The following is a 24,842-nucleotide window of genomic DNA, read 5'->3' on the forward strand; positions in this document are numbered from 1 at the left end:
GGTGGTGGTGGCGGGGAGTCTGGCGTTCGTGCTGGCGGGGTGCTCTTCGGGGGGTGAGGCTCCGGGGGGGGCTGTTGAGGGGGGTACGGGTTCCAGGGGGGCGGCGGCTGCTGGGGACAGGGCGGCGCTTGTCGACACCACCGTGCGGCTGGGGGACGGGCAGCGGATGCGGGTGCCGGTCGGGTGGGAGGTCAGTGTGTGGGCGAAGGTGCCCGGCGCTCGGTTGCTGGCTTGGACGCCTGATCGGAAGCTGCTGGTGTCGCGGCCCAAGGTCGGTGACGTGCTGGTGCTCGACTCCGGCGGGCTCGGCGCGGCCGGCACCACCGGCACCATCAGCTCCACGGGCACCACGGGCAGCGCCGGCTCCACGGGCAGCGGCGGTGACGGTGGTGCGGTGGGGGTTGGCGGTGGGGTGGCTGTGGGGAAGACGCTGGTCAGTGGGCTCAATCAGCCGCACGGGCTGGCGTTTGACGGGGACACGCTCTATGTGGCGGAGAGCGATCAGGTGGATGCGTTCACCTACAAGGACGGTGCGGTCTCCGGGAAGCGGGTGGTTGTCGGTGGGCTGCCCGACGCCAAGAGTCCGGAGCTGGGCGGGGCCTATGCGCACGCGCTGAAGAGCGTCGCGATCGGTGAGGACGGGACGATTTATGTTTCGGTCGGATCGACCGGGAACGTGTCGGCTGACGATCGGGAGGCAAGCCCGGAGCGGGCGACCATTCTGAAGGCGCCGGCCGGGGGTGGGGCGCCGACGACGTTCGCTCGCGGGGTGCGGAACGGGACCGGGCTGGCGGTCGCGCCGGACGGTGCGGTGTGGACCGCGGTCAACAACCGGGACAACATCGCCTACCCGGACGACGCGGACTACGACGGTGACGGGGACTCCGACCGGGGCAAGGTCATGCAGAAGTACGTGAACGACCACCCGCTGGAGCCGCTCGCCAAGCTGACGCAGGGGCGGGATCTGGGGTGGCCCTACTGCAACCCGGACAGCGACCGGTCCTATGACCGGGACTACCAGCTGAACCGGGACGGCAAGAAGCTGGACTGCGCGAAGCTGACGCCGATCGAGCAAGGGATGGGCGCGCACTCGGCGCCGCTCGGGTTGAGCTTCGCGACCGAGCCCGGGCTGCCCGCGCCCTATGGTGCCGGGGCGCTGGTCGGGATCCACGGGTCGTGGAACCGGAATCCGCCGCGGGAGCCCGAGGTGTCGTTCTTCCCATGGAAGGACGGGGCGCTCGGGGCGCAGCAGACGTTGCTGGCCGGGTTCCAGGACTCCGACGGGAAGCGCTGGGGTCGGCCGGTCATGGCTGTGCAGGGCCCCGATCAGGCGATCTATGTCAGCGATGACCTGGCCGGCGCGATCTACCGGGTGTCGTGGCCCGCTAAATAGCCGAGGACCGATAAATCGGATATGTCCGGCTCGGTACGGCGGGTTGCCAGGCTGCGGGGCACGGCCTGTCTGCGTGGCCCGGTGCGCTGCGAGCCCGAGGTGTGGGCTCGAGGTGCGGCACGCGTGGTGCGCTGCGGGTCCGAGGTGTGGGCTCGAGGGGCGGCACGCGTGGTGTGCGCTGCGGGTCCGAGGTGTGGGTTCGAGGGGCGGCACGCGCGGTGTGCGCTGCGGGTCCGAGGTGTGGCGCGGGGTGTGGTGCGGGGCCTGGGCTGGTGGGTAGGGGGCTTATGGGGTTTTCTGGGTCAGGAGGTAGCCGGCGGGGACGGGGTTGAAGGGGCGGTGGCCCAGGAAGACCGTGGTGAGGCCGGCGGTGGTGAAGCGGGCCTGCATCTCGGCCGCCGAGAGCCAGTACGTGTCGAACTCGACGCCCAGGTTGGTGCTGCGGCCGCCGCGGCGGGGGGAGCCGTCGCCGTTCTTGAACGCGGTGACCAGGAAACCGCCGGGGCGGATGACCCGGGCCAGCTCGGTGAACGCGGCCGCGCGGGTGTCCGGTGCCAGGAAGATCAGTGAGTACCAGCAGACCACCCCGGCCAGCTCGCCGTCGGTGAACGGCAGGTTCCACAGGTCGCCGACCTGGACGTCGAAGCCGGGGTGGTCGCGGCGGGCCACCTCGACCATGCCGGGGGAGAGGTCGATGCCGCGCGGGGTGAGCCCCCTGGAGGCCAGGTAGGGCAGCAGGCGACCGGTGCCGCAGCCGACATCCGCGACGTCGAGCCGGCCCGACGAGCGGACCTGCTCGGCGAACAGATCGAGCATCGAACGCTCGATCGGGTCGGCTTCCAACTGCCCGTCCAGGTAGGTCACGTAGAAGTCGGCGAGCACGTCGTGGGCGTCGCGGAGTTCCTCGGTCTTGGCATCCACGGCAGCGACCATAGTGGATTCTGCTCTGACCGCGCCCACCCGCGGACGTCGCCCCGGAGGGTTTCGCGTTCGGGACGCGCCAGCGGCCTGCGAAGCCCGCAGGGGTCCCGGCGGGAGCGACGATCTGAACCCCGGCGGACGCACGACATCCTGAATTTGATCTTGATCTTCGCCGATCACGACGCCGATCACGACGCTGACCGAAAGTGGATCAAGACGCGATCGAAACCGGTCAGGAGATAGCTACGTCGTCGAAATAGACGACTCCGGTGTTGTCGGCGGACTTGAGGTGGAGCTGGACGCTGGCCGCGCCCGCCGGTGCCGCGGTCTCGACCACCAGCTTGGTCCAGGTGGTGTTGCCGGCCGGGAGGCGGTTCGACGTGCTCTCGCTGATCCACTTGCCGTTGGCGTCGAACCAGCTCAGCGAGATCTCGGTGATCCCGGTCGCGCTGAAGCCGCGGGCGAACGCCTCGGCCCGCCACTTGTAGCCGCCCTGCACCGGGGTGATCGGCGCGGTGCGCAGCGACGGCAGGCCGGCACTGGTCCGGGTGGTGCCGGCGAACCGGAGTGAATACTTGCCGTTGCGCGGCATGTCGGTGGTGACCGTGCCGGCGCCGGCCTCGGGCAGGTTCTGCCGCCACGGTGACTCGTTCGCGGGGGCCTCGAAGCCGAGGTTCAGCACGCTGTTCGGGGTGGTGCCGGTGGTCCACGCGGTGCGGACCACGGTCGCGGCGAGCTTGGCGCTGCCGTCGGCGCGGTAGAGGCCGAACGTGTACTGCGCGGGCACCGTCGAGACGTTGGAGTTGGCCGGGATCGCGCCGGCGGTGAAGTCGTTCAGGGTCCACGGCGCGACCGAGCCGACCCCGGCCTCGGTGGCGGCGCGGAACACCCGGGACAGGTACGCGGCCTGCTCGCCCTCGCTGGTGGTGCCGCTGCTCAGGCCGGTCTCGCCGATCACGATCGGGGCCGGCGCGACAGCGGCCTGCGCCTTGCGGATCTCGGCGAGCGAGCGCTCCGAGTTGCCGTAGAAGTGGAAGTCGTAGTAGTCCAGCGGGGTGCCGGCCAGCGACGACTTGATCTTCGCCATGCCGGACGCGCCGGTGCCGCCGTCGACCGAGAGGGTCAGCGGCATGGTGGGCGCGGCGGCCCGGATCGCCGGGATGACCTGGCGGGCCCAGGTGATCGCGGCCGCGTCGTCCGGCTGGAACTCGTTCTTCAGCTCGACGGTGACCACCCGCGGGTCGTCCTTGTAGGGCGTCAGGATGGTCTTTGCCCAGGTGATGCTGCGGGTCACGTCGCTGTAGCCCGCCCACCAGTCGAAGAGGGTGAGCTTGACGGTCATGCCGTAGGAGTCCGCGATGCTGATGAACTTGCGCAGCCGCTCGACGTAGTCGGCCTTCGGCGTCGGGAAGCCGAACGCGTCCGGGAAGACGATCACGCGGACGTTGTCGGCGCCGAGCGCGGCGGCCTTGGCCAGGTCGGCGTCGATCGCGGTCACGTCGAAGCCGGTCCACATGGCCGACCAGCCGGCGTTCGACGGGTAGTAGTTCATCGTCTTGGCGACCTTCACGTCGGCCATCCGACCGGCCAGTGTGGGCGTCGGGGCCGTCTCGGCCTGGGCTGGGGACATCGGAAGGACCATACCCAGCAGGAGCGAGGACGCCAGTACGGTGGCGCGGGTGCGGAAGCGGGAGGTGGTCATCAGTGTCCTTCTGCAAGGTTCTTTTCGGGATGGGCCTCCTTGGATCGGCAGGTTAGATCGGGGTTGCAGAGGTTGGACGAGCGCAATCGAGTTGCAGGTCAGGGCACTACGGTTACGGGCCAGCGGCCGCAACGGACCAGTTTGACCGCCAGGGACCCGGCGATCCGGTGCAGCAGCCCGGCCGACCGGCCGACGATGACCGCGTCGGCGCGCGCCTCGCCGGCGGCCGCGATCAGCTCGGCGAAGGCGTCCCCGGTGCGGATCACCAGCTCCGCCTCGACGCCGAGGGCCGGAAGGTACTCCTGGAACGCCTCGCGCAGCTCGCGCTCGACGGCGTCCTGCGCGTCGATGGTGGTGACCGTGGCGGTGCCGCCGGTGTCGGCCAGGGGGAGCAGCGACGAGGGCAGGCTCCGCACATAGACCGCGATCAGCCGGCAGTGCTGCCGCCGGGCCATGCCCACGGCGTACGCCGCCGCGCGCATCGACGGCGTGGACCCGTCGATGCCCACCAGGATCGCGCCCGGTCCGTCCCTGTCCATGGTCATCACCTATTACTGAACGTTTGCCGTTCGCTTAAGGCGACTGTATCCCGACGGAAACCGTTCAGCAATGAACGCGGAAAGCCCGGCAGCGGGTGCTGCCGGGCTTTCCGCAAAAACGACAGATCAGTCCTCGGCGGGGAGGCTGTCCATGAACGAGCTCACCGAGAAGACCGCGCGGCCGGCGCCGGGCTGACCGTACCCGGGAGGGCTGGTCAGGCCGTTGGACTCCATGGTCGCGCGGTACGCCTCGAGCAAGCGGATGTGGTATTCCAGCGGCGCGCCGTCCGGGTTGGTCTTGCCCAGCGGCGTGGTCGGCTCCGGGCACCACGTGGTGAACCGGGGCGTGATGCCGCGGGACATGAAGTACTCCAGGCCCTCGGTCGTCGAGTCGATCGCCTCGTTGACGGTCGTGAAGCCGAACGGCTCGGCCATCTCGATCCCGGCCACGAAGTTCGGGATCACGTTGCGCGGGCCGAACACCTCGGCGGACTCCAGGATCCGGCGGTGCCAGTTCTCCCGGCCGACGTAGCGCTCCTTGCCGGGGCAGTAGAACTCGAACAGCCGCTTGTCCCACACCTCGTAGTTCGGGTGGTAGATCCGGATGCCGTAGTCGTAGAACCGCTGCACGTCCTCGCGGGGCAGCGCCTGGGCGACCACCTTGCCGATCCACCGGCCGGGGAAGCGCTCCTCGATGGCCTGCGCGTACTGGCCGTAGAAGTCCGCCTCGGTCTTGCCGCCGACCTGCGAGGTCACGCTGCCGCCGGTCAGGGTGTACGCCGTCGACGTCTTCGCGGTGTCGTACTTGTCGATGATCTCGAGCGCCTCGAGGACCTCGTCGATCGGCTTCACCCCGGTGTACGGCCGGCCGGCCGCCTTGTGCTGGCGCCAGTTGTGGTTGATGTCGCAGTACCCGCACTCCTCCTTGGCGCCGAAGTACTGGCACACGCGGAAGACCGTCAGGTAGACGAGGTAGCCCCACTGGATGGTCGGGGCGACCTCCATCACCTGCTTGCCGTTGCTCAGGGCGTGCCGGTAGTAGTCCGGCATCGGCGGCAGGCCCACCTCGGCGATCGTCCGGCCGTCCAGGGTCAGCACCAGCCGGCCGTCGGCGTCCGGGGTGACCTTGTACGGCGAGGACGGGTTGATCCGCACCGACACCACGGTGCGGCGCAGGTCGTACGGCCCGCCGGTGAGCACGATCTCCTCCGGCGGGCGGCGCAGGGCCGCCTCGCCGAGCTCCGGCAGGGTCCGGTGATCGAAGGAGAAGATGAAGTACGACTTCGGCTTGACGTCACCGTTCTCGTTGTCGGTCAGCGCCGCGTCGTCGAACGCCAGGCCGCCGCGCAGCAGATCCTCCTTGATCACCGCTTCCCGGGGAACGTGCGGGAAACGGCTCATCAAGTCCTCGATGAGGTCGGTGCGCGTCTGCATGGATCCTCCTGAGATTCGTCTCGACACCAGGCTACTTATCGGGTCGGGTAGTCGGTGTAACCGCGGGCGCCGCCGTAGTAGAACGTGCTCGGGTCCGGGGCGCTCTCCGGGTGCTCGCCTGCCCACCGCTCGGCCAGGTCCGGGTTCGCGATCGCGGCCCGGCCGACGGCCACGGCGTCGCCGAGGTCCTCGCCGACCAGCCGGATCGCCTCGTCCCGGGTGGTGACCACACCGAAGCCGGTGTTCACGACGACCGGAGCGCCGGCGGACGCCCGGATGCTCTGGACCAGCTTGCCGGCCGGGTCGGCGTGCAAGATGTCGACGAAGGCCAGGCCGAGCGGGGCGAGCCCCTCGGCCAGCGCCACGTAGGTGGCGAGCGCGTCGTCCGGGTCGGTCTCCAGGGCGCCCTGGATGTTGTGCTCGGGGGAGAGCCGGATGCCGGTGCGGTCCGCGCCGATCGCCGCGGCCACCGCGGTGACCACCTCGATCGCCAGCCGGGCCCGGTTCTCCGGCGAGCCGCCGTAGGAGTCGGTGCGCACGTTCGAGGCCGGCGAGGTGAACTCGTGGATCAGGTAACCGTTCGCGCCGTGCACCTCCACGCCGTCCAGCCCGGCCGCGATCGCGTTGCGGGCCGCGGCGACGAAGCCCGCGACGACCACCGGGATCTCGTTGATGTCCAGCGCGTCCGGCACCGGCAGCGGCGCCTTGCCCTCGATCACCCGGATCTCGCCGGGGGCGGCCAGGGCGCTCGGGGCGACCGTACGGCCGGAGCCGGTGATCTCCGGGTGCGAGATCCGGCCGCCGTGCATGATCTGCATGACGATCGTGCCGCCCTCGGCGTGCACCGCGTCGGCCACCCGGCGCCAGCCGGCCACCTGCTCGGCGGTCTCGATGCCGGGCTGCCCGATCCAGGTGCGGCCCTCACGGACCGGCCAGGTGCCCTCGGTGACGATCAAGCCCATCGACGCACGCTGGCGGTAGTACTCGACGAGCAGGTCGCCGGGCACGCCGTTCTCGTCAGCGCGGATACGGGTCAGCGGGGCCATCACCAGGCGGTTCTTCAGCTCGAGCGAGCCGAACTGGACGGGCGTGAACAGCTTCAAGTCGAATCCTCACGATCTTGGCGGACCTGGCCATCCTGACCCCTTACCCGCCTTGAGCGCGCTATTCCGCGAGGTCCGTCACAGCCGGCGGGTGACCGACAAGATGTCCGACCCTTCTTCCGGCGCCGGGGGAGAATGGGGTGTATGAGCGCGACCACCCAGAACGTCCGCTCCGACGACACTCCGCTTCCCAGCCAGCCCACCGTCCCGGCGGTCCTCCCCGAGCTGCGACCCAGCTGGTGGGAGACCGGAGTCCGGGCCCGGGCCGACGCCGGCATGCTCGGCGTCTTCACCGAACTTCCCGGGCTGATCCGCAAGGCCGTCCGGGTCGCCTGGCGCGCCGACCGGGTGCGCACCAGCATGGTCGCCGTCGCCACCCTGGGCAGCGGCGTGCTCGCCGCGTTCGGGCTGCTCGCCACCCAGCGGGTGCTGATCGAGCTGTTCGCCGGCGGGCCGACCCCGGACCGGGTCCGCGCGGCGCTGCCCGCCCTGATCCTGCTGGCCGCGGCCGCCGCGATCCGGGGCACGCTCGGGATGGCGGTCGGCTACGCCCTCAACGGCCTCACCCCGCGGGTGCACGTGGCGGTCGAACGGGAGCTGTTCGAGCACACCACCGCGGTCGACCTGAAAGCGTTCGACGACGACGGGTTCGCCGAGGGGATGGAACGGGCCACCCGCGGCACCGAGGCCGCCGTCGAGCTGGTGCAGAACACCATGAACCTGTTCGCCGGCGTGGTCAGCCTGCTCGCCGTGATCATCGCGGTGATCACCATCCATCCGCTGCTGCTGCTCGCCCTGCTGGTCGCGACCGTCCCCACCGGGTACGCCGCGCTGCGGGCCGGCCACGTCCGGTTCCAGAGCTACCTGGCCAGCTCGACCCGCCGCCGCCGGCAGTGGGTGCTGCAGACCCTGATGGCCGACCGGGTCTCCGCGGCCGAGCTGCGATCGTACGGCCTGCGCCGCTTCCTGCTCGGCCTCTACGACCGGGTGATGGGCGCCCAGATCGCGGTCGAGCTGGCCGTCGCCCAGCGGGTCACCACCACGACCAGCGTCGGCGCGTCGATCGGCGGCATCGCGCTGACCGGCGTCTACGCGCTGCTCGGCTTCCTGCTGCTGGATGGCCAGATCCCCCTCGCGGCCGCGGCGACCTGCGTGATCGCGGTGCAGGCCGCCCAGCGTGCCCTGGCCCTGCTGACGTTCCAGGTCGACCGGGTCTACGCCAGCGGGCAGTTCTTCAACGAGTACATCCGGTTCCTCGTCGCGGCCGCCGAGCACCTGCCCCCGCCCGCCGACGAGCGCCCGGTGCCGGAGCCGCTGCGCGAACTCGCCGTGCACGCGGTCACCCTGCAGTACCCGGACCGGGACCGCCCGGCCGTCGACCAGGTCACCCTGACCGTCCGGGCCGGCGAGACGATCGCGCTGGTCGGCGAGAACGGCTCCGGCAAGTCCACGCTCGCCGCGATGATCTCCGGGCTGCGCGAGCCGGGCAGCGGCACCATCGAGTGGAACGGCCGGCCGTACCCGGAATGGGACACCGCCGGGCTGCGCGCCCACATCGGCGTGGCGCTGCAGGAGCACCACAAGTGGCCGTTCAGCGCGGCGACCAACATCGCGATGGGCGACGTGGACGCCACCGCCGACCCGGAGCGGATCGAGGCGGCCGCCCGCCGCGCCGCCGCCCACGAGATGATCGAGGAGCTGCCGCACGGGTACGACACGCTGCTCGACCGTACGTTCAAAGAAGGTCAGGACCTCTCCGGCGGACAGTGGCAACGGATCACCGCGGCCCGCGCCTTCCTCCGCGACGCACCCCTGCTGATCATGGATGAGCCGTCCTCGGCCCTCGACCCGCGCGCCGAGGACGCCCTGTTCCAGGCGTTGCGCGACCGCCAGGGCCGGCACACCACGATCCTGATCACGCACCGGCTCGCCAACATCACCCACGCCAACCGGATCTTCGTGATGGACCACGGCGCGCTGATCGAATCCGGTACGCACCGTGAGCTGATGGCGGTGGACGGCGTCTATGCGCAGCTGTTCACCCTGCAGGCCGCCGGCTATCGGGCAGCGTAGGTTCTTCTCCCATGAAGGTGCACCAGGAACTGGCCGCTCTCCCGTACGCGAAGCATCTGGAGCCGTTCACCGGCGAGTTCGACCGCGACGAGGACTACACCGGCGCCCACCTGGACGGCGGTGAGTTCGAGGGCATCCAGGCGGGCAGCGCCCGGTTCGACGAGAGCGCCTTCACCGGCACCTCGTTCACCGGCGGCGACCTGGGCCGGGCCCGGTTCAGCGAGGTGTGGATGGCCCGCACCCGCTGGATCGGCGCCAGCTGGGCCGAGGCCGACCTGCTCGACGTGACGATCCTGGACAGCGTGCTGGCCGGCGTCCAGGCACACGGCGGCACCTGGCGCCGCGTCGTCCTGCAAGGCTGCAAGATCGACAGCCTGAACCTGCGCGCCACCCGGCTGCACGACGTCGAGTTCCGCGACTGCGACCTGACCGAGGTCGACTTCGGCTCGGCCACCCTGACCGGCGTGACGTTCCCGGGCTCGACGCTCCGCCGCGCCCGGTTCACCAAGGTCACCGTGAAGAAGCTGGACCTGCGCCGGACCAAGGCCCTGGACATCGCGGACGGCTGGGACTCGCTGCGCGGCGCGGTCATCGACCACGACCAGCTCGCCGAGGCCGCCCCGTCCCTGGCGCAGACTCTGGGCCTCACGGTCCGCTGACCGCTTCCGGTCACCCCTTTTCCGGTACGAACACGGAGCGCCCGTCCGCAGGCTACGAGCCGAGTCCCGCGGTGGTCTCGCGCGACGCCGCCCCCACCCCGGACCGCCGCGCGCCTGCGGGTGGCCGGCTGGTCCGCAGGGGTGTCTCAGCGGCATTGAGGCACCCCTGAGCACCAGCCGATCACCGACGCGCCCTGCGCGCGCTGATCGGCCGCCGTCCCTGGCTCCGCTGAGCGCCGGCCCGGTCCTGCGACCGGACATCTTCGACGCCGCCGTCACCGCCGTCCGCGACCACCTGGCCCGCGGCCCCGGCTGAGGCTCAGGGCAGGGCATCCAGGTGTGCCCGCAGGAGATCCCGCATCGGTCCCGGGGACCCGGTGACCGCGCGCAGGCTCAGGCCGTCGAGCAGGGCACAGAGGCGGGCGGATTCCCGGTCCAGGTCCAGGTCAGCGGCGAGACCGCCGGCACTCCGGGCCGTTTCGAGCACTTTGTGTACGACGGTAGCCATCGACCTGCGCAGCTGAAGAGCGTGCGGCAACAGCTCGGGCCGGGTCCGCGCCGCGACGGTGAACGTGTGCCGCAGCACGGCCTCCCGTTCGCGCGCCTCGTCGAGCGGCAACCACTCGGCGAGCAGCTCCTCGCTGAGCCGGCGTCGTCCGGCCCGATCCCCGGCAGTGGCCAGCGACGCCAGGATCCGCTCGGCGTGCGCCCACACCCGCAGCGTGATCCGCCGGTCGAGCTCCTGCGCCGCAAAGATGATCAGCTCGGAGTGCCCGTCGAAGTAGTGCCGCACCGACCCGATCGCCAGCCCGGCCTCGTCGGCCACGGCGCGCAGGGTGGCGGCTTCCAGGCCGGCGCGGGCCACCACGGCCAGCACGGCGTCCGCGATCGCCGCCCGGCGCTGTTGAGGATCCACGACCTTGGGCATGTGGACTTTTTAGCACGTCCGTGCCACATTGTTTTAGCAGAGTGATGCTAAAAACGGGGGAGGCGTGGTGAACGGATGGGTGCTGCTTGCGATCGCGGTCGTAGTGCTGGTCGTGGTGGTGGTGCGGCGGGTGCGGGGCGAGCCGCTCAACGCCCGCGACCTGTGGGTGCCGCCGGTGGTGCTGACCGGAATCGGTCTGTGGATCCTGGCGCACACCTCCGGCCTGCGCCCCGCCGACCACACCTGGCTGCTCGGCGGCGCGCTGCTCGGGGTGACCCTCGGCTACCTGCGCGGCCGCTTCGTGGTCGTCTTCGCGCGGGCCGGGTTCCTGTGGCAGCGCTACACCGGCCGGACCTTCGCCGTGGTGGCCGGCACGCTGCTGCTGATGGCCGCGTTCGGCCTGCTCGCCACGAGGCTCGGCATGCGCCCGGAAGCCCGCCCGATCCAGTTGAGCATCGGGCTGAGCTTCCTCGGCGAGTCCCTGGCCGTCACCCTGCGCGGCCGGTCCCTGGGCGTGCCGTTCGCCCCGGAACGGAGCTGATCACACCGGGACCGAGGGGGTGCGGTCGAGGACGTCGTCCGGGGCCTGGATCTCCGGGAAGGTGGCGCCGAACTCGGTGAAGGAGAGGCCCTCGAGACGGGCGCGGTCCAGGCGTACCGGATAGGGCTCTCCGGTGGTGGCCACGTAGACCGTGGTGGGGGTCTTCCCGGTGATGGTCACCGGGACGACCGGGATGCCGCCGAGGAGCCGGGGCTCGCCCCGGGTGAGATCGCCCGCGGGGGTGATCAGATCCTTGACGTACGCCGCAGTGACGAAGTCGCCGAAGACCTTCGCGTCGGGGCTCGTCATGACCCAGTGGTCGCCCACGACGGCCTTCAGCTCGCGCGCCTTCCGCGAACCCAGCGTCTGCGCCATGATCGACTCACTGGCCCGGGTGTACCGCTTGCCGCCGACCCTGATCGCCTCCTGCTTGGCGGCGCCGATCGCGGTCCACCCGGCGGCGTCCGCGCCGGACACCCGGACGTCGACGGTCCACAGTTGCGGGTCACCGCCCTCGTCGTAGACGGTCCCCTCGCAGATCCCGCCGCGGATCCGGAACGACCCCGCGCTGGTCAGCGCACTCCGCGCCGCCGCCAGGATCACCCCGGCCGGCATGGCCGCGACACCGTTGGTGGCCGGTGCGAGCGAGGCCTTCGCCGCGGGCTGCCCGGTGGTGCCGGGGTCACAGCCGCTGAGCAGTGCGGCGGTCACCGCCAGCACGGTCATGGCGTGGACGGTCTTCATCGTGTCTGTCCCCTGTCGATCTTGAGCGGGGTGACGATAGCGGGTTCAGGACGACGACGGGGGGCAGCGCCGGGTCGTACGCGGTGAAGTGCCTCTCGGGGGACTGCCGGCGGAAATCCTGCGGGCTCAGCCCGCGCTCGCGTTTGAAGGCCGTGCTCAGCGCGAAAGCGCTGCCGTAACCCACCTGCCGCGCCACCGCCTCGATCGTCGCCGACGGCTCGCGCAGCAGGTCGGCGGCGAGCGTGAGGCGCCAGCCGGTCAGGTACGCCATCGGCGGCTCACCGACCAGCGCGGTGAACCGCCGGGCCAGCAGCGACCGGGACACCCCGGCCCGCGCGGCCAGCCCGGCGACCGTCCACGGCGCGCGGTGATCGTCGTGCAGCAGCCGCAGCGCCGGGCCGACGACCGGATCCCGGTGCGCGTGGTGCCAGCCGCCCGCGGCCGGACTGGCCAGCCAGGCCCGCAGCACCGAGATCAGCAGCAGGTCGAGCAGCCGGTCCAGGACCAGTTCCTGACCCGGGTCGGTACGGGCCATCTCGTCGGCGAGCAGCCCGACCAGCGTCCGGTCGGTGGCCGCGGCCGGTTGCACCAGCAGCGCCGGCAGCGCGCCGAGCAGCCGGCGGCTGACCTCGCCGGTCAGCTGGTACGTGCCGGTGAGCAGGACCGTCCCGCCGTCCGCCCGGTCACCCCAGCTGCGCACGCCGAGCTGCTCGCGTGGCACCCCGTCCACGGTGGTGCACACCTGGCCGGGCCCGATGATCGTCTGCCACGGCGTCCCCGGGTCGTCGGCGATCGTGTACGGCTCCGGCCCCCGGATCACCGCCACGTCCCCGACCTCCAGCGTGATCACCTGCTCGCCGCGCAGCAGCAGCGCGGCACCCCGCAGCAGCGTCACCAGGGTCAGCGGCGCCTCGTCCTGGATGCGCAGCGCGAACGGCGGCTCCAGCACGCTCCGCAGCAGGAACGCGTCACGGGCGCGCGGCCCGTCGAGCAACCCGGTCAGCGTGTCCACCCGCCTACCCTGACATCAACGCGGCTCCGCGGACCAGTACCGGCGCCAGACAGCCCAGCGCGAGCGTGGTCAGCACGGTACGCAGCTGGTTGATCGGCACCCAGACCCCGGCGAACGCCTGCCGCGCCTGGGCCGGATCGGTCAGCCCGGCCGCGGCGAGCCGGTTGTTGAGCGGCACCGAGACGGTGACCGTCAGGAGCAGCACGACCAGGTAGAGCCCGGCCGCGGCGGCCGTCCACCCGGCGGCCGACCGGTGCCCGGCGCGGGCCAGCAGCACCGCGGCGAGCGCCGGGAAGGCCAGGGCACCGATGAAGACCAGCCCGAACACGCCGTTCTGGATGGCCACGTTGACCTGCTGCATGGCCGCGACGAACGTACGGTCGTCACCGGCGTGCAGCCCCGGCAGGACCGCGACGCTGAACGCGAAGAACAGCCCGGCCATCAGCCCCAGGCACAGCAGCGAGCCGCCGAGCGCGCCCGCGGTCAGGCCCCGGGTCGTCATCGTCTCTGTCATGCCTCAAGTCCAGCGGACAACCCGTGGACGAACCATGGCCCGGAGTCCCCACTCCATACGCGAGCGTCCACGCCCCGGCCTTCGAGGCACCCCGGGGCAGCCCGGCGATGACGACGTTGCGGCGGCCGCGGGCGTCGCCGTACCGGCCGGCCGGGACCAGCAGCAGGCCGAAGGTGAGCGCGTGGCCGGACAGCACCCATGGCAGCTGGCCGGAGCCCGATCGAGGTTTCCGTTAGGTACCTGACACTCCGGTTTGGAGCGCGGAAGGCCGGGTAATCCGGTCGCCCCCGGGGGCGCGGCAACTCCGCGCCGGGGCCGCAAGGAGGCGTATCGATGGACCAGGATGACCTGCTGGGCCGCATTCAGACCACCGCCCGCCTGCACGGGCGCAACGAGAGTCGCCGGGTCACCGCCACGGTGCTCGGCGTGATGAGAGACCTGCTCCCGGCGTCGGCGTACCGCCGGCTGACCGGACCCCTGCCCGCTGACCTGCGACTACCTCCGCCCGAACCGGGCCGGATCGTCGAGATCATCGATTGCCGGCGCTTCCTGACCCGGGTCGCGGACCGCCTCTACGCCGACGACGCGGCCTTCCTGACCCGGGTGGTCCTGGCCGAGCTGAACGCCGGCGCCCGTGGCACCACCCCGTCCGATCTGGCCCACCTGGTCCCGAGCGACCTGCGCCCGCTGTTCCGCTCCCGCCCGGAGCAGCCCTGGCAGGCACTCCCCGCGCCGTCGGCGCAAACCTTCCGCCGCTCCGGCACCGAAGGCCCGTCCAGCTGACGACCGTTTCCGCGCACGGTCACCCCGCGTCTCGCGGTGGCCGGCTGGTCCTCAGGGGTGCCTCCGGCACGGTGAGGCACCCCTGAGCACCAGCCGAGTTCGGGTGGCGCTTCGCGGTCCGGGCCGTGTCCGGTCTTGCGCGAGGCCGTGCCCACCCGCGGTCCGCAGCGCGCCGGCCGGGGTCGTCCCGGCCGTCGCGCCTCGCGTGACCAGCGCCGCCGAGCGGGTCAGTCGGCGGAGAGGCGGCCGAACGACGAGCGGTGGAAGACCAGCGGGCCGAGGCCGCCCACCTGTTCCACCGGGTGGTCCACCGCGTGCAGCTGGAGCAGGATGATCGTGTGGTCGCCGGCCTCCACCTCGCGGTAGATCGTGCAGTCGAAGCGGGCCAGGCCGTCGTCGATGGTCACCGCGCCGTTCGCACTGACCGAGACCGGCACCCCGTCGAAGCGGTGCTCCACCCGCCCGGCCAGCTGGCGGCAGATCGCGCCGTGGTGCGCGGCCAGCACGGTCACCCCGAGGTGGTCGGCCCGGCGCAGGTCCGGCCAGGTCTTCGACGTGTTCGCTATCGAGAACGACACCAGCGGCGGATCAAGGCTCACCGAGGTGAACGAGCTGGCCGCGAGCCCGGTGAGCTGCCCGTCGACGGAGGCCGCGACGGCGACCACGCCGCTGGGGAACACGCCGAACGCGTGGCGCAGGGCGATCGGGTCGAGATCCTGGTTGGTGATGAAGGCCGCCGGGGTCTGCGAGATGGTCATGCGCGGGGTCCTTACCGTCGGGCGACCGGGTCGTGGCGACGTCAAGGAGTAGCGTGGCATCGCTGGCTTCCTTTTCGGCGACCGACCCCAATCTATATCCCTCCTATAGGTTTTAGGAAGTATTGGGGACGTCACACTACGCAGCGAGGATCAGGCGGACTGCCGGACCACCAGCGTCGGCTCGTAGATCACCGAGCTGACCCGGGCGTCCGGATCCTCGACCCGGACGAGCAGCAGTTTCGCCGCCTCGGCCGCCATGTCCTCGAGCGGGTGCCGCACCGTGGTCAGCGCCGGCCGGGCCGCGAGCGCCGCGCTGCTGTCGTCGAACCCGACCACCGCGACGTCCTCGGGCACCCGCCGCCCGGCGTCCCGCAGCACCAGCAGCGCGCCGAGCGCCATCAGGTCGTTCGCCACGAACACGCCGTCCAGCTGGGGATGCCCGGCCAGCAGCGACCGCATCGCCCGCTCGCCGCTCTCCTGGGTGAAGTTGCCGCTCGCGGTCGGCACCCAGGCGTGCCCGTGCCGGGCGGTCGCGCGCCGGAAGCCGGTGATCCGGTCCTGGCTGGCCGGCACGTCGGCGGGCCCGGAGATCATGCCGATCTGCCGGCAGCCGCGCGCCGCGAGCCGGTCGGCGGCCAGCGCCGCGCCGGTCTCGTTGGCCAGGTCGACGTAGCTGATCGGGACCGGGTCGGCGGGCCGGCCGATCAGCACGGCCGGGATCCGGGCGTCGGCGAGCAGCCCGGGCAGCGGGTCACGGGCCGGCAGTGAGAGCACCACGGCGCCGTCGGCCTGGCCGTTGCGCAGGTCACCGACCAGGCGTTTGTGCCCGTCGGCGCCGACCATCTGCAGGGCCAGCTGGACCGAGGCGGGACGCAGCACGCTCATCAGCCCGCCGACGACGCGGCCGAAGTACGGGTCGGCGAAGAACCGGCTCATGAACGGGTCGTCGTCGTGCGTCTCGGAGTCGGAGACCACGAGGGCCACCGTGCCGGTGCGCCGGGTGACCAGCGAGCGGGCCATCTTGTTCGGCACGTACCCGGTCTGCTCGACAGCGGTCCAGACCAGCTCGTGCAGCTGCGGGTCGACGTTGCGGATGCCGTTGACGACCCGCGAGACGGTGGCTCGTGAGACGCCCGCCACGCGGGCCACGTCCTCGAGTGTGGGCAGCCGGTGGCTCTGCATGCCGAAGTTATAGCACGGAGCGGAGAGCGCTTTCCGTTCGCGAGGCCGCCGGGTGGCCCGGACCGCGGCGCGAGCGCGGTTCGTGACGTTCCGGAACCCCAAACCATTGACGTACGTCGTAACAAACTCGCAATCTGGAAAGCGCTCTCCAAGCGTACGCACCGTCCTGATGAACCTTGGGAGATCCCCCATGCACCGACGAACGCTCCGAAGGCTGCTGGCGCCGTTGAGCGCCATCGCCCTGACCAGTGCCCTGCTGGTCGCCGTCAACCAGCCCGCCCACGCCGCCGACTCGCTGCTCTCGCAGGGCCGCCCGGCACTCGCCTCCACCACCGAGAACGGTGAGTCGCCGGCCATCGCCGCCGTCGACGGCCGCTCCGACACCCGCTGGGGCAGCCTCTGGACCGACCCGCAGTGGCTGCGCGTCGACCTCGGCGCCACCGCCACGATCACGCAGGTCAAGCTGCAGTGGGAGGCCGCGTACGCGAAGGCCTTCCAGATCCAGACGTCGCCCGACGGCAACACCTGGACCAGCATCTACAGCACCACCACCGCGACCGGCGGTTACCAGACCCTGGCCGTCAACGGCTCCGGGCGGTACGTCCGCGTCTACGGCACCCAGCGCGGCACCACCTACGGCTACTCGCTCTACGAGTTCCAGGTCTACGGCACGTCACAGTCCACCCCGCCGCCCACCGACGGCCCCGGCTACGTGTACGCGAACCCGCCGGTCACCGGCGTGATCCCGTCCACCGCCACCCCGCCGGCGCAGAACCCGCCGGTCACCCACCGCGAGTTCCAGGCGAACTGCTCGGTCAGCCGGACGAACCTCGGTGACGACCCGATCGTCTTCCCGAACCTGCCCGGCGCCTCGCACTCGCACACGTTCATGGGCAACCGCACCACGAACGCCGCCACCACCCTGTCCTCCCTGCAGAGTGGCGGCACGTCCTGCATCACGCCCGGTGACAAGACCGGGTACTGGATGCCGACGCTGCTCAACGGCACCACCGCCGTGCAGCCGGAGGGCGCGCAGGTCATCTACTACAAGAGCGGCGTGCTCGACTACACCAGCGTCCGGCCGTTCCCGCCGGGCCTGCGCTACGTGGTCGGCAGCCCGACCTCGACCCTCGACGAGTTCCGCAACCACCCGGGCGCGGTCGAGGGCTTCGAGTGCGGCGAGCTCACCCGCAACTGGGACATCCCGGCCAACTGTGTGGCCGGCTCGCAGCTCAACGTCCGCTTCCAGGCGCCGAGCTGCTGGGACGGGATCCACCTGGACACCCCGGACCACAAGAGCCACATGGCGTACCCGATCGTCGGGGTCTGCCCGGCCGATCACCCGGTCGCCGTGCCGATGATCGAGTTCAAGATGGCCTGGCCGGTCAGCGGCAACCTGTCGCAGGTGAAGTTCGCCAGCGGGCGTGGTTACTCGTTCCACTACGACGTCTACAACGCCTGGGACCCGGCCGTGCTGGCCGCCCTGACCCGCCACTGCATCAACGGCGGGCTGCAGTGCAACCCGCGCGGCTTCGACCAGTACAAGCCGGAGCGCGGCGCCGCCCTCAACGAGAACTACCAACTCCCGTAAACCCGCGCGGCCCGGGAACTGCCTTCACCGACGGTTTCCGGGCCGTTCGATAACACCTTTTCATCGTACGATTTGAGAAATCTTTTCCAACGTCGCGGCCCGGCTCTGCACAATGTCGTCGGCGAGCTTCTTCGTACGCGTTTCCGCCCCGGCGGTCTGCTCGCTCCCGGCCAGCTTCCGGCCCTGTTCCAGGTGCTCGCGCAGCGCCTTGACGAGCAGGGTGTCGAACGCCGCGCCGCGCTGTGCGGTGGCCGAGGTGACCAGCTCCGGGGTCACCATGCCCGGCATCGGCATCCCCTCGTGCTGGTTCACGGCGGGCAGCCCGGCCTCGCCGCCCAGCTGCCGCAGCGTGCCCAGCTCGGCCTCGGTCACCGCCTTGAACTGGGCGGACAGGTCCTTGAGGGCCGGTTCGCCGGTGTTCGTGGCGGCCAGGTCGAGCAGCGGCAGCAGCTGCTCGTCCATCGCGATGTTGATCTCCACCCAGGCGCGGTCGGTGCCGCCGAAGGAGGCCGCGACCGCAGGGGAGGGTGTGGCCGGGACGCTCGGCGCGGCCGGGGCGCCGCACGCGGTCAGGCCGAGCGCGAGGGCGGCGACGAGGAGCCGGTGATTTCCATTCACGGGCGGAGTTTCCAGTTCCGGAACCGGTCATGTCAATCCCGAGTATTGACCGCAGGCAACATGAGCGAAACAATCGCCATCGCTTGGAGAGCGCTTTCCCTATTCGGATTACCCTCCCCCCTTGGGTGTGATCATGAGTGAACTACCGGGTCCGGATCGGCGTCCTCGCCGCAGACCGGCTGTTCTTGCAGCGACGCTCACGGCGCTGCTCGCCATCGCCGGCGCGGCTGCCGTCGGCGCCACGACCGCCAGTGCCGCCGTTCCCGCGGACTGCACCGAGAACGCCGCACTGGGCCGCCCGGCCACCGCGTCCTCCGTCGAGGGTGACGCCTGGACCGCGGCGATGGCCGTCGACGGCAACGCCACCACGCGCTGGGCCAGCCAGTGGGCCGACCCGCAGTGGCTGCGCGTCGACCTCGGCGCCGCGACCACGATCTGCGGCGTCGTGCTGCAGTGGGAGGGCGCGTACGCCAAGGCGTACAAGATCCAGACCTCGCCGGACGGGACCACCTGGACCGACGTCTATGCGACGACGACCGGGGCCGGAGGCACCGAGAGCCTGACCGTGACCGGCTCCGGGCGCTACGTCCGGATGAACGGCACAGCGCGGCCCGGCGGCTACGGCTACTCGCTCTGGGAGTTCAAGGTCCTGACCGGGGGCGGCGGCACGACGCCGACCACCTCGCCGACGACCACCCCGCCGACCCAGGAGCCGGGCAACTTCACCACGGTCTGGCAGGACACCTTCGACGGCGCGGCCGGCACCACGCCGTCGGCCGGGAACTGGCTCAAGCGGACCGGCACGCAGTACCCGGGCGGCGCCGCGAACTGGGGCACCGGCTCGGTCGAGACCGCGAGTGACTCGACCGCGAACGTCGCGCTCGACGGCGCCGGCAAGCTCGCCATCAAGGCGAACCGGGACGGCGCCGGCAAGTGGACCTCGGGCCGGATCGAGACGCAGCGCACCGACTTCGCGCCGCAGCCCGGCGAGATGCTCAAGTTCAGCGCGGTGCTCAAGCAGCCCGGCGTCACCAACGGCCTCGGCTACTGGCCCGGGTTCCGGGCCACCGGCGCGGCCTACCGCGGCAACTACACCAACTGGCCGTCGGTCGGCGAGACCGACATCATGACCGACGTCAACGGCCGCGACCAGCTGGCGCAGACGCTGCACTGCGGCACCGCGCCGGACGGGCCGTGCGCCGAGTACACCGGGCGCTCCTCCGGGTTCGCGTCCTGCACCGGCTGCCAGGCCGGGTACCACGAGTACTCGCAGGTCATCGACCGGACCAAGACCGACGAGGAGATCCGCTTCTACCTCGACGGGCGGCAGACCTGGATCGTGCGCGAGTCCCAGGTCGGCGTCACGGCGTGGCAGGCGGCCGTGCACCACGGCTTCTACCTGCGCCTCGACCTGGCGATCGGCGGCTCGCTGCCGAACGCGATCGCCGGGGTCACCACGCCGACCGCCGAGACCACGCCCGGCGGCGTGCTCAGCGTCGACTCGGTCACCGTGGCCAAGGCGACCGGCACGACCGCGGCCGCGATGACCGATCCGGCCGTGCCGGCCGGTCCCAGCGTCGTCAAGGTCACCGGCAGCCAGGGCAACTGGCAGCTCACCGTGAACGGCACACCGTGGCAGGTCAAGGGCATGACGTACGGGCCGCCGCAGGGTGCCGCGGACGGGTACATGCGGGACCTGAAGAACATGGGCGTCAACACCATCCGGATCTGGGGACCGGACGCGAACACCCCGCTGCTGCTCGACACGGCGGCCCGGTTCGGGATCAAGGTGGTGGTCGGGCTGTGGCTCAACCACGGCGCGGACTACGTGAACGACACCGCGTACAAGTCGGCGGCCAAGGCCGACGTGCTGAACTGGGTGAACCAGCTCAAGGGCCGGCCGGGCGTGCTGCTCTGGGACGTCGGCAACGAGGTCATCCTGGAGATGCAGAACTACGGGCTGACGGCGGCCGAGGTCGAGGCGCGGCGGATCGGGTACGCGAAGTTCGTCGGTGAGCTGGCCGACGCGATTCACGGCGTGGACCCGAACCACCCGGTGACCTCGACGGACGCGTACACCCACGCGTGGACGTACTACAAGCCGTACGCGCCGTCGCTGGACCTGCTGGCGGTCAACTCGTACGGGGCGATCGACACCGTGAAGCGGGACTGGATCTCCGGCGGGTACACCAAGCCGTACATCCTGACCGAGGGCGGGCCGTCCGGCGAGTGGGAGGTGCCCGGTGACGTGAACGGGGTGCCGAACGAGCCGACCGACCTGCAGAAGAAGGCCGGGTACACGTACAGCTGGAACGCGATCAAGGGGCACCCGGGTGTCGCGCTCGGCGCCACCGAGTTCCACTACGGCCTGGAGAACGACTTCGGCGGGGTGTGGCTGAACACCACGACCGGGGGGTGGCGCCGGCTCGGGTACCAGGCGCTGCGCGAGGCGTACACCGGCCAGCCGGTGCCGAACTCGCCGCCGGAGATCACCGCGATGACGGTGGGCAGCCAGACCGCGGTGCCGGCCGGCGGGACGTTCACGGTCAACGTGACCGCGACGGACCCGCAGAACGACCTGATCCGCTACAACATCATGACCAGTGACAAGCACATCAACGGCAACAAGGGCCTGCGCCAGCCGGCGTTCACCCAGACCGGGAACGGCCAGTTCAGCGTCCGGGCGCCGGAGACGCTCGGGGTGTGGAAGGTCTACGTGTACGCCTACGACGGGCAGGGCAACGTCGGCATCGAACAGCGCTCGTTCAAGGTGGTGCCGCCGACCGTGCCCGGGACGAACCTGGCCCGCGGCAAGACGGCCACCGCGTCCACGTACCAGCCGACCGGCACGAACGGGCCGCAGCTGCCCGGGTACGCGGTCGACGGCGACTATGGCACCCGCTGGGCCAGCGAGTGGGTCGACACGTCGTGGCTGCAGGTGGACCTGGGCTCGGTGCAGTCCTTCGACCACGTGAACCTGGCGTGGGAGGCGGCGTACGCCACGGCGTACCAGATCCAGACCTCGACCGACGGCACCACCTGGACCACGGTCTACTCGACCGCGGCCGGTGACGGCGGCTTCGACAACCTGGCGATCAACGGCTCCGGCCGCTACGTCCGGGTCAACAACACCGCGCGGGCCACCGCGTACGGATATTCGCTCTACGAGTTCGGCGTCTACCGCTCCTGACCGGTCATGAGCTTGTCGGGGGTAGTGCTGCTACCCCCGACAAGCTCGATCTGTTTCGCGGCCCGCGCGGCAGGTTGTCTGGTCGGCATGCGAGCAACCCTTCTGTACGGCGCCGGCGACGTCCGCGTCGAGAACGTCCCCGACGCCACCCTGAAGCTCCCCACCGACGCCCTGGTCCGGGTCACCGCCGCCTGCATCTGCGGCTCCGACCTGTGGCCCTACGCCGGCAAGGCGCACGACAGCGGCCCGGCCCGGATGGGCCACGAGTTCATCGGCGTGGTCGAGGCGGTCGGCGCCGAGGTCACCTCGGTCAGGCCCGGTGACCTGGTCATCGCCCCGTGGATCATCTCGGACGGCACCTGCGAGTTCTGCCTCGAGGGCAAGCAGAACGCCTGCGTGCACCTGAGCATGTGGGACATGGAGCCGGACGAGGGCGGCCAGGCCGAGGCGGTGCGGGTCCCGTCCGCCGACGGGACGCTGGTCAAGGTCCCGGCCGGCGTCGACGCCGCGCTGATGCCGTCGCTGCTCACCCTCTCCGACGTGTTCGGCACCGGCTACCACGCCGCGGTCGCCGGCGGCGTCACCCCGGGCAGCACGGTCACGGTGATCGGTGACGGCGCGGTGGGGCTGCTCGCGGTGCTGTCCGCGAAGCTGCTCGGCGCGGAGCGGATCGTGCTGATGGGCCGCCATCGGGTCCGCACCGATCTGGGCCGGGAGTTCGGTGCGACCCACGTCGTGGCCACCCGCGGCGCGGAGGGCATCGAGGCGGTCCGTGAGCTCACCGGCGGGCACGGCGCGCCGGTCGTGATCGAGGCGGTCGGCACCCGGGACGCCTACGACCAGGCGGTCGGCGTGGTCCGGCCGGGCGGCACGATCAGCCGGGTCGGCGTCCCGCAGTACGAGGAAGCCCCGATCGGTGTCGGCAGCCTGTTCCTGCGCAACGTCCGGCTGGCCGGCGGGGCCGCGCCCACCCGCGGCTACATCGAGCAGCTGATGCCCACGATCCTCGACGGCACGATCAACCCCGGCAAGGTCTTCGACGTCACCACGACCCTCGACGGCACCCCGGACGGCTATCGGGACATGGCCTCCCGCAAGAGCCTCAAGGTCCTGATCACGCCGTGACGGTCATTATCTCAACCCCTTTATCGTACGAACGCAGTCGTACCGTAGGAGCGTGACCAGCAAGGACAACCGAGCCGACGTCCGTGACTTCCTGGCCAGCCGCCGGGGGAGGATCAGCCCTGAGCAGGCCGGTCTCCCGCCCGGCGGCCGGCGACGAGTGCCGGGGCTGCGCCGGGAGGAGGTCGCGGTGCTGGCCGGGGTGAGCACCGAGTGGTACACCCGCCTCGAGAAGGGCCACATCGCCGGCGTCTCCGAGGACGTACTGGTCGCGGTGGCCCGGGCGCTGCGGCTCGACGACGAGGAGCGGACGTACCTGTTCGACCTGGCCCGGGCCGCACGCCCGTCCGGCCGTCTGCGCGGCTGCCGCGGACCGGTGCCGGTGCCGCCGCAGGTGCAGTGGATGCTCGACGCGATGACGATGAGCGCCGCCGTCGTCACCAACGGGCGCTGGGACGTGCTGGCCGACAACGCGCTGGCCCGGGCGCTCTACGCGCCGATGCTGGCCAACGGGACCAACGTCGCCCGGTATCACTTCCTCGACCCGGGTGCGCGGCACTTCTACGCCGACTGGGAGGCCGCCGCGACCACCGTGGTGGCGTTGCTGCGCGCCGAGGCCAGCCGGTATCCGTGTGACGAGGGGACCCGCGAGCTCGTCGCCGAGATGGGTGCGGCGAGCCCGGAGTTCCGGAGCCGTTGGGCCGCTCACGACATCCTGCTGCGCAACCACGGGACCAAGACGTTCCGGCACCCGGTGGCCGGGCCGATCGAGCTGGCCTACCACTCGATGGAGCTGCCCACCTCGGCGGACGCGCCGCACCTGCTGACCACGTACACCGCCGAGCCGGGTTCGGCGGCCGAGGACCAGCTGCGTTTCCTGGCCAGCTGGGCGACCGAAATGTCGGATACCATGACCCCGTCATGAGCGCTGATCTGTTGGACGTCCGCCGCATCTACTACGAACCGGCCGCTGCCGCCCTGCCCCGCGGCAAGGAGATCCTGGCGCGTTTCCCGGCCGCGCACCTGGTCGAGGTGGAGAGCCACCAGCGGATCCCGGAGCTGTACGGCGACGAGACCAATGTCGACCGCTGGGTGCGGATCAAGCGGGAAGCGCTCGTGCTCGGGGTGAAGAAGACCCTGACCGCCCGCCCGAACGGCCGCTCGGCCGACTTCATCGCCCCGTCCACCGCGAACGGCTGCGCGATGGCCTGCGCGTACTGCTACGTCCCGCGCCACAAGGGATACAGCAACCCGATCACGGTCTTCGCCAACATCGACAAGATCTCCGGGTACGTCACCCGGCACGCCGCGCGGCAGGGCGTCAAGCCGCAGCCGAACGAGTGCGACCCGTCCGCCTGGGTCTACGACATCGGCGAGAACTCCGACTGCAGCGTCGACGCGCGGATCAGCGACAACGTCCGTGACCTGGTCGAGGTGTTCCGCTGGCTGCCGCACGCGAAGGCCTCGTTCGCCACCAAGCACGTCAACCGCGACCTGCTCGGCTGGGATCCCCTGGGCCGCACCCGGATCCGCTTCTCCCTGATGCCGCACCCCGACGCGAAGCTCCTCGACATCCGCACGTCCCCGATCGCCGACCGGATCGCCGCCATCGACGACTTCGTAGCGGCCGGCTACGAGGTCCACGTCAACTTCAGCCCGGTCGTGGTCCGCCCCGGCTGGCTCGCCGACTGGGCCGAGCTGCTGGACCAGTTGGACGCCGGCATCGGCCCGGCGGCGAAGTCCCAGCTGGCCGCCGAGGTCATCTTCCTGACCCACAACAAGGACCTGCACGAGGTCAACCTGGGCTGGCACCCGAAGGCCGAGGACCTGATCTGGCGCCCCGACCTGCAACAGCCGAAACTCTCCCAGAACGGTTCCTGGAACGTCCGCTACCGCACCGGCGCCAAAGGCCAGTACGTGTCATCCCTGCTGGACCTGATCGCCGCCCGGACCCCTTATTGCCGAGTCCGCTACGCGTTCTGACATGCACACCATCGAACTCCTCCTGGACCCGGAGTCAGAGCAGGCCATTCGC

Annotated in this window: 21 protein-coding genes and 2 pseudogenes; 10 read left to right on the top strand and 13 right to left on the bottom strand. The window is 71.1% G+C overall.

The genetic code is table 11. The features are described from left to right. The coding region (locus ADL15_RS05700) for a PQQ-dependent sugar dehydrogenase (RefSeq protein ID WP_232343921.1) at window positions 1-1,393 on the top strand (1,393 nt) is incomplete at its 5' end. Between the two features lie 285 nt (window positions 1,394-1,678). On the opposite strand, the gene ADL15_RS05705 is transcribed toward ADL15_RS05700, so the two are convergent. The 5 genes from ADL15_RS05705 to ADL15_RS05725 all read right to left on the bottom strand — a co-directional run bounded on the left by ADL15_RS05705 (window position 1,679) and on the right by ADL15_RS05725 (window position 7,092). Beyond that, the gene (locus ADL15_RS05705) at window positions 1,679-2,314 is read right to left on the bottom strand and encodes a class I SAM-dependent methyltransferase (RefSeq protein ID WP_067685566.1); all 636 of its coding nucleotides are present in this window, start codon (window positions 2,312-2,314) and stop codon (window positions 1,679-1,681) included. A gap of 232 nt (window positions 2,315-2,546) precedes the next feature. Then, window positions 2,547-4,016 (bottom strand): cellulase family glycosylhydrolase, encoded by a 1,470-nt coding sequence (locus ADL15_RS05710; protein ID WP_067685549.1) that lies wholly within the window; start codon window positions 4,014-4,016, stop codon window positions 2,547-2,549. Between the two features lie 98 nt (window positions 4,017-4,114). Next, window positions 4,115-4,555 (bottom strand): universal stress protein, encoded by a 441-nt coding sequence (locus ADL15_RS05715; protein WP_232343922.1) that lies wholly within the window; start codon window positions 4,553-4,555, stop codon window positions 4,115-4,117. Window positions 4,556-4,681: 126 nt separating this feature from the next. Further along, window positions 4,682-5,989 carry a radical SAM protein gene (locus ADL15_RS05720; RefSeq protein ID WP_067685551.1) on the bottom strand — a complete coding sequence of 436 codons (1,308 nt, stop codon included), beginning with the start codon at window positions 5,987-5,989 and terminating at the stop codon, window positions 4,682-4,684. 35 nt (window positions 5,990-6,024) lie between these two features. Then, entirely contained in the window at window positions 6,025-7,092 is a 1,068-nt protein-coding gene (locus ADL15_RS05725; protein WP_067685552.1) for an alkene reductase, read from the bottom strand. Between the two features lie 144 nt (window positions 7,093-7,236). Between ADL15_RS05725 and ADL15_RS05730 the strand changes: the two genes are divergently transcribed. Both ADL15_RS05730 and ADL15_RS05735 read left to right on the top strand, forming a co-directional pair. Then, complete coding sequence (locus tag ADL15_RS05730) at window positions 7,237-9,165, top strand: ABC transporter ATP-binding protein (protein ID WP_067685553.1); 1,929 nt, start codon at window positions 7,237-7,239, stop codon at window positions 9,163-9,165. An 11-nt stretch (window positions 9,166-9,176) separates the two neighbouring features. Further along, window positions 9,177-9,824, top strand: coding sequence for a pentapeptide repeat-containing protein (locus tag ADL15_RS05735; protein ID WP_067685554.1), 648 nt, complete (start codon window positions 9,177-9,179; stop codon window positions 9,822-9,824). Window positions 9,825-10,143: 319 nt separating this feature from the next. Here ADL15_RS05735 and ADL15_RS05740 read toward each other — a convergent pair whose 3' ends face one another. Further along, window positions 10,144-10,752 (bottom strand): TetR/AcrR family transcriptional regulator, encoded by a 609-nt coding sequence (locus ADL15_RS05740; RefSeq protein ID WP_067685555.1) that lies wholly within the window; start codon window positions 10,750-10,752, stop codon window positions 10,144-10,146. A gap of 67 nt (window positions 10,753-10,819) precedes the next feature. On the opposite strand from ADL15_RS05740, the gene ADL15_RS05745 reads away from it, so the two are divergent. Then, on the top strand, window positions 10,820-11,293 hold the full coding sequence (locus ADL15_RS05745) for a DUF1453 domain-containing protein (RefSeq protein WP_067685567.1): 474 nt from the start codon (window positions 10,820-10,822) through the stop codon (window positions 11,291-11,293). On the opposite strand, the gene ADL15_RS05750 is transcribed toward ADL15_RS05745, so the two are convergent. From ADL15_RS05750 to ADL15_RS56990, 4 genes and pseudogenes are all read right to left on the bottom strand, one after another. After that, window positions 11,294-12,019, bottom strand: a complete 726-nt coding sequence (locus ADL15_RS05750) for a hypothetical protein (RefSeq protein WP_067685556.1) — start codon at window positions 12,017-12,019, stop codon at window positions 11,294-11,296. It lies immediately after the preceding gene. A gap of 127 nt (window positions 12,020-12,146) precedes the next feature. After that, window positions 12,147-13,049, bottom strand: a pseudogene (locus ADL15_RS05755) (AraC family transcriptional regulator); the annotation flags it as partial. 4 nt (window positions 13,050-13,053) lie between these two features. Continuing rightward, window positions 13,054-13,563, bottom strand: a complete 510-nt coding sequence (locus tag ADL15_RS05760) for an anthrone oxygenase family protein (RefSeq protein WP_232343923.1) — start codon at window positions 13,561-13,563, stop codon at window positions 13,054-13,056. Between the two features lie 46 nt (window positions 13,564-13,609). Further along, a pseudogene (locus ADL15_RS56990) lies at window positions 13,610-13,783 on the bottom strand (MFS transporter); the annotation flags it as partial. 113 nt (window positions 13,784-13,896) lie between these two features. Here ADL15_RS56990 and ADL15_RS05765 point away from each other — a divergent pair. Then, window positions 13,897-14,346: a DUF2267 domain-containing protein gene (locus tag ADL15_RS05765; RefSeq protein ID WP_067685558.1), complete on the top strand. Its 450-nt coding sequence runs from the start codon at window positions 13,897-13,899 to the stop codon at window positions 14,344-14,346. A 227-nt stretch (window positions 14,347-14,573) separates the two neighbouring features. Here ADL15_RS05765 and ADL15_RS05770 read toward each other — a convergent pair whose 3' ends face one another. Both ADL15_RS05770 and ADL15_RS05775 read right to left on the bottom strand, forming a co-directional pair. Continuing rightward, window positions 14,574-15,104, bottom strand: coding sequence for a flavin reductase family protein (locus ADL15_RS05770; protein ID WP_067685559.1), 531 nt, complete (start codon window positions 15,102-15,104; stop codon window positions 14,574-14,576). A gap of 150 nt (window positions 15,105-15,254) precedes the next feature. Then, entirely contained in the window at window positions 15,255-16,286 is a 1,032-nt protein-coding gene (locus ADL15_RS05775; protein WP_067685560.1) for a LacI family DNA-binding transcriptional regulator, read from the bottom strand. A 190-nt stretch (window positions 16,287-16,476) separates the two neighbouring features. Between ADL15_RS05775 and ADL15_RS05780 the strand changes: the two genes are divergently transcribed. Continuing rightward, complete coding sequence (locus tag ADL15_RS05780; protein ID WP_067685561.1) at window positions 16,477-17,877, top strand: DUF1996 domain-containing protein; 1,401 nt, start codon at window positions 16,477-16,479, stop codon at window positions 17,875-17,877. Window positions 17,878-17,937: 60 nt separating this feature from the next. Here the strand turns inward: ADL15_RS05780 and ADL15_RS05785 are convergent, their stop codons facing one another. Continuing rightward, a complete protein-coding gene (locus ADL15_RS05785; protein ID WP_083970947.1) occupies window positions 17,938-18,495 on the bottom strand; it encodes a DUF305 domain-containing protein in 558 nt (185 codons plus the stop codon). A gap of 133 nt (window positions 18,496-18,628) precedes the next feature. On the opposite strand from ADL15_RS05785, the gene ADL15_RS05790 reads away from it, so the two are divergent. The 4 genes from ADL15_RS05790 to ADL15_RS05805 all read left to right on the top strand — a co-directional run bounded on the left by ADL15_RS05790 (window position 18,629) and on the right by ADL15_RS05805 (window position 24,790). After that, window positions 18,629-21,685: a discoidin domain-containing protein gene (locus ADL15_RS05790; RefSeq protein ID WP_067685568.1), complete on the top strand. Its 3,057-nt coding sequence runs from the start codon at window positions 18,629-18,631 to the stop codon at window positions 21,683-21,685. An 87-nt stretch (window positions 21,686-21,772) separates the two neighbouring features. Beyond that, window positions 21,773-22,810, top strand: a complete 1,038-nt coding sequence (locus ADL15_RS05795; RefSeq protein ID WP_067685563.1) for a zinc-binding dehydrogenase — start codon at window positions 21,773-21,775, stop codon at window positions 22,808-22,810. A gap of 52 nt (window positions 22,811-22,862) precedes the next feature. After that, window positions 22,863-23,732 (top strand): helix-turn-helix transcriptional regulator, encoded by an 870-nt coding sequence (locus tag ADL15_RS05800; RefSeq protein WP_067685564.1) that lies wholly within the window; start codon window positions 22,863-22,865, stop codon window positions 23,730-23,732. Then, a complete protein-coding gene (locus ADL15_RS05805) occupies window positions 23,729-24,790 on the top strand; it encodes a spore photoproduct lyase family protein (RefSeq protein ID WP_067685565.1) in 1,062 nt (353 codons plus the stop codon). The genes ADL15_RS05800 and ADL15_RS05805 overlap by 4 nt, the downstream gene beginning before the upstream one ends. The last annotated feature ends 52 nt before the right edge of the window (window positions 24,791-24,842 follow it).

It is taken from the genome of Actinoplanes awajinensis subsp. mycoplanecinus, from assembly GCF_001509495.1.
Taxonomy (GTDB): Bacteria; Actinomycetota; Actinomycetes; order Mycobacteriales; family Micromonosporaceae; genus Actinoplanes; species Actinoplanes palleronii.

Coding starts and splice junctions, on each gene's coding strand:
- ADL15_RS05710 (WP_067685549.1), bottom strand. CDS start 4,016: ATGACCACCTCCCGCTTCCGCACCCGCGCCACCGTACTGGCGTCCTCG.
- ADL15_RS05715 (WP_232343922.1), bottom strand. CDS start 4,555: ATGGACAGGGACGGACCGGGCGCGATCCTGGTGGGCATCGACGGGTCC.
- ADL15_RS05720 (WP_067685551.1), bottom strand. CDS start 5,989: ATGCAGACGCGCACCGACCTCATCGAGGACTTGATGAGCCGTTTCCCG.
- ADL15_RS05730 (WP_067685553.1), top strand. CDS start 7,237: ATGAGCGCGACCACCCAGAACGTCCGCTCCGACGACACTCCGCTTCCC.
- ADL15_RS05735 (WP_067685554.1), top strand. CDS start 9,177: ATGAAGGTGCACCAGGAACTGGCCGCTCTCCCGTACGCGAAGCATCTG.
- ADL15_RS05740 (WP_067685555.1), bottom strand. CDS start 10,752: ATGCCCAAGGTCGTGGATCCTCAACAGCGCCGGGCGGCGATCGCGGAC.
- ADL15_RS05750 (WP_067685556.1), bottom strand. CDS start 12,019: ATGACCGTGCTGGCGGTGACCGCCGCACTGCTCAGCGGCTGTGACCCC.
- ADL15_RS05760 (WP_232343923.1), bottom strand. CDS start 13,563: ATGACAGAGACGATGACGACCCGGGGCCTGACCGCGGGCGCGCTCGGC.
- ADL15_RS05765 (WP_067685558.1), top strand. CDS start 13,897: ATGGACCAGGATGACCTGCTGGGCCGCATTCAGACCACCGCCCGCCTG.
- ADL15_RS05770 (WP_067685559.1), bottom strand. CDS start 15,104: ATGACCATCTCGCAGACCCCGGCGGCCTTCATCACCAACCAGGATCTC.
- ADL15_RS05775 (WP_067685560.1), bottom strand. CDS start 16,286: ATGCAGAGCCACCGGCTGCCCACACTCGAGGACGTGGCCCGCGTGGCG.
- ADL15_RS05780 (WP_067685561.1), top strand. CDS start 16,477: ATGCACCGACGAACGCTCCGAAGGCTGCTGGCGCCGTTGAGCGCCATC.
- ADL15_RS05790 (WP_067685568.1), top strand. CDS start 18,629: ATGAGTGAACTACCGGGTCCGGATCGGCGTCCTCGCCGCAGACCGGCT.
- ADL15_RS05795 (WP_067685563.1), top strand. CDS start 21,773: ATGCGAGCAACCCTTCTGTACGGCGCCGGCGACGTCCGCGTCGAGAAC.
- ADL15_RS05805 (WP_067685565.1), top strand. CDS start 23,729: ATGAGCGCTGATCTGTTGGACGTCCGCCGCATCTACTACGAACCGGCC.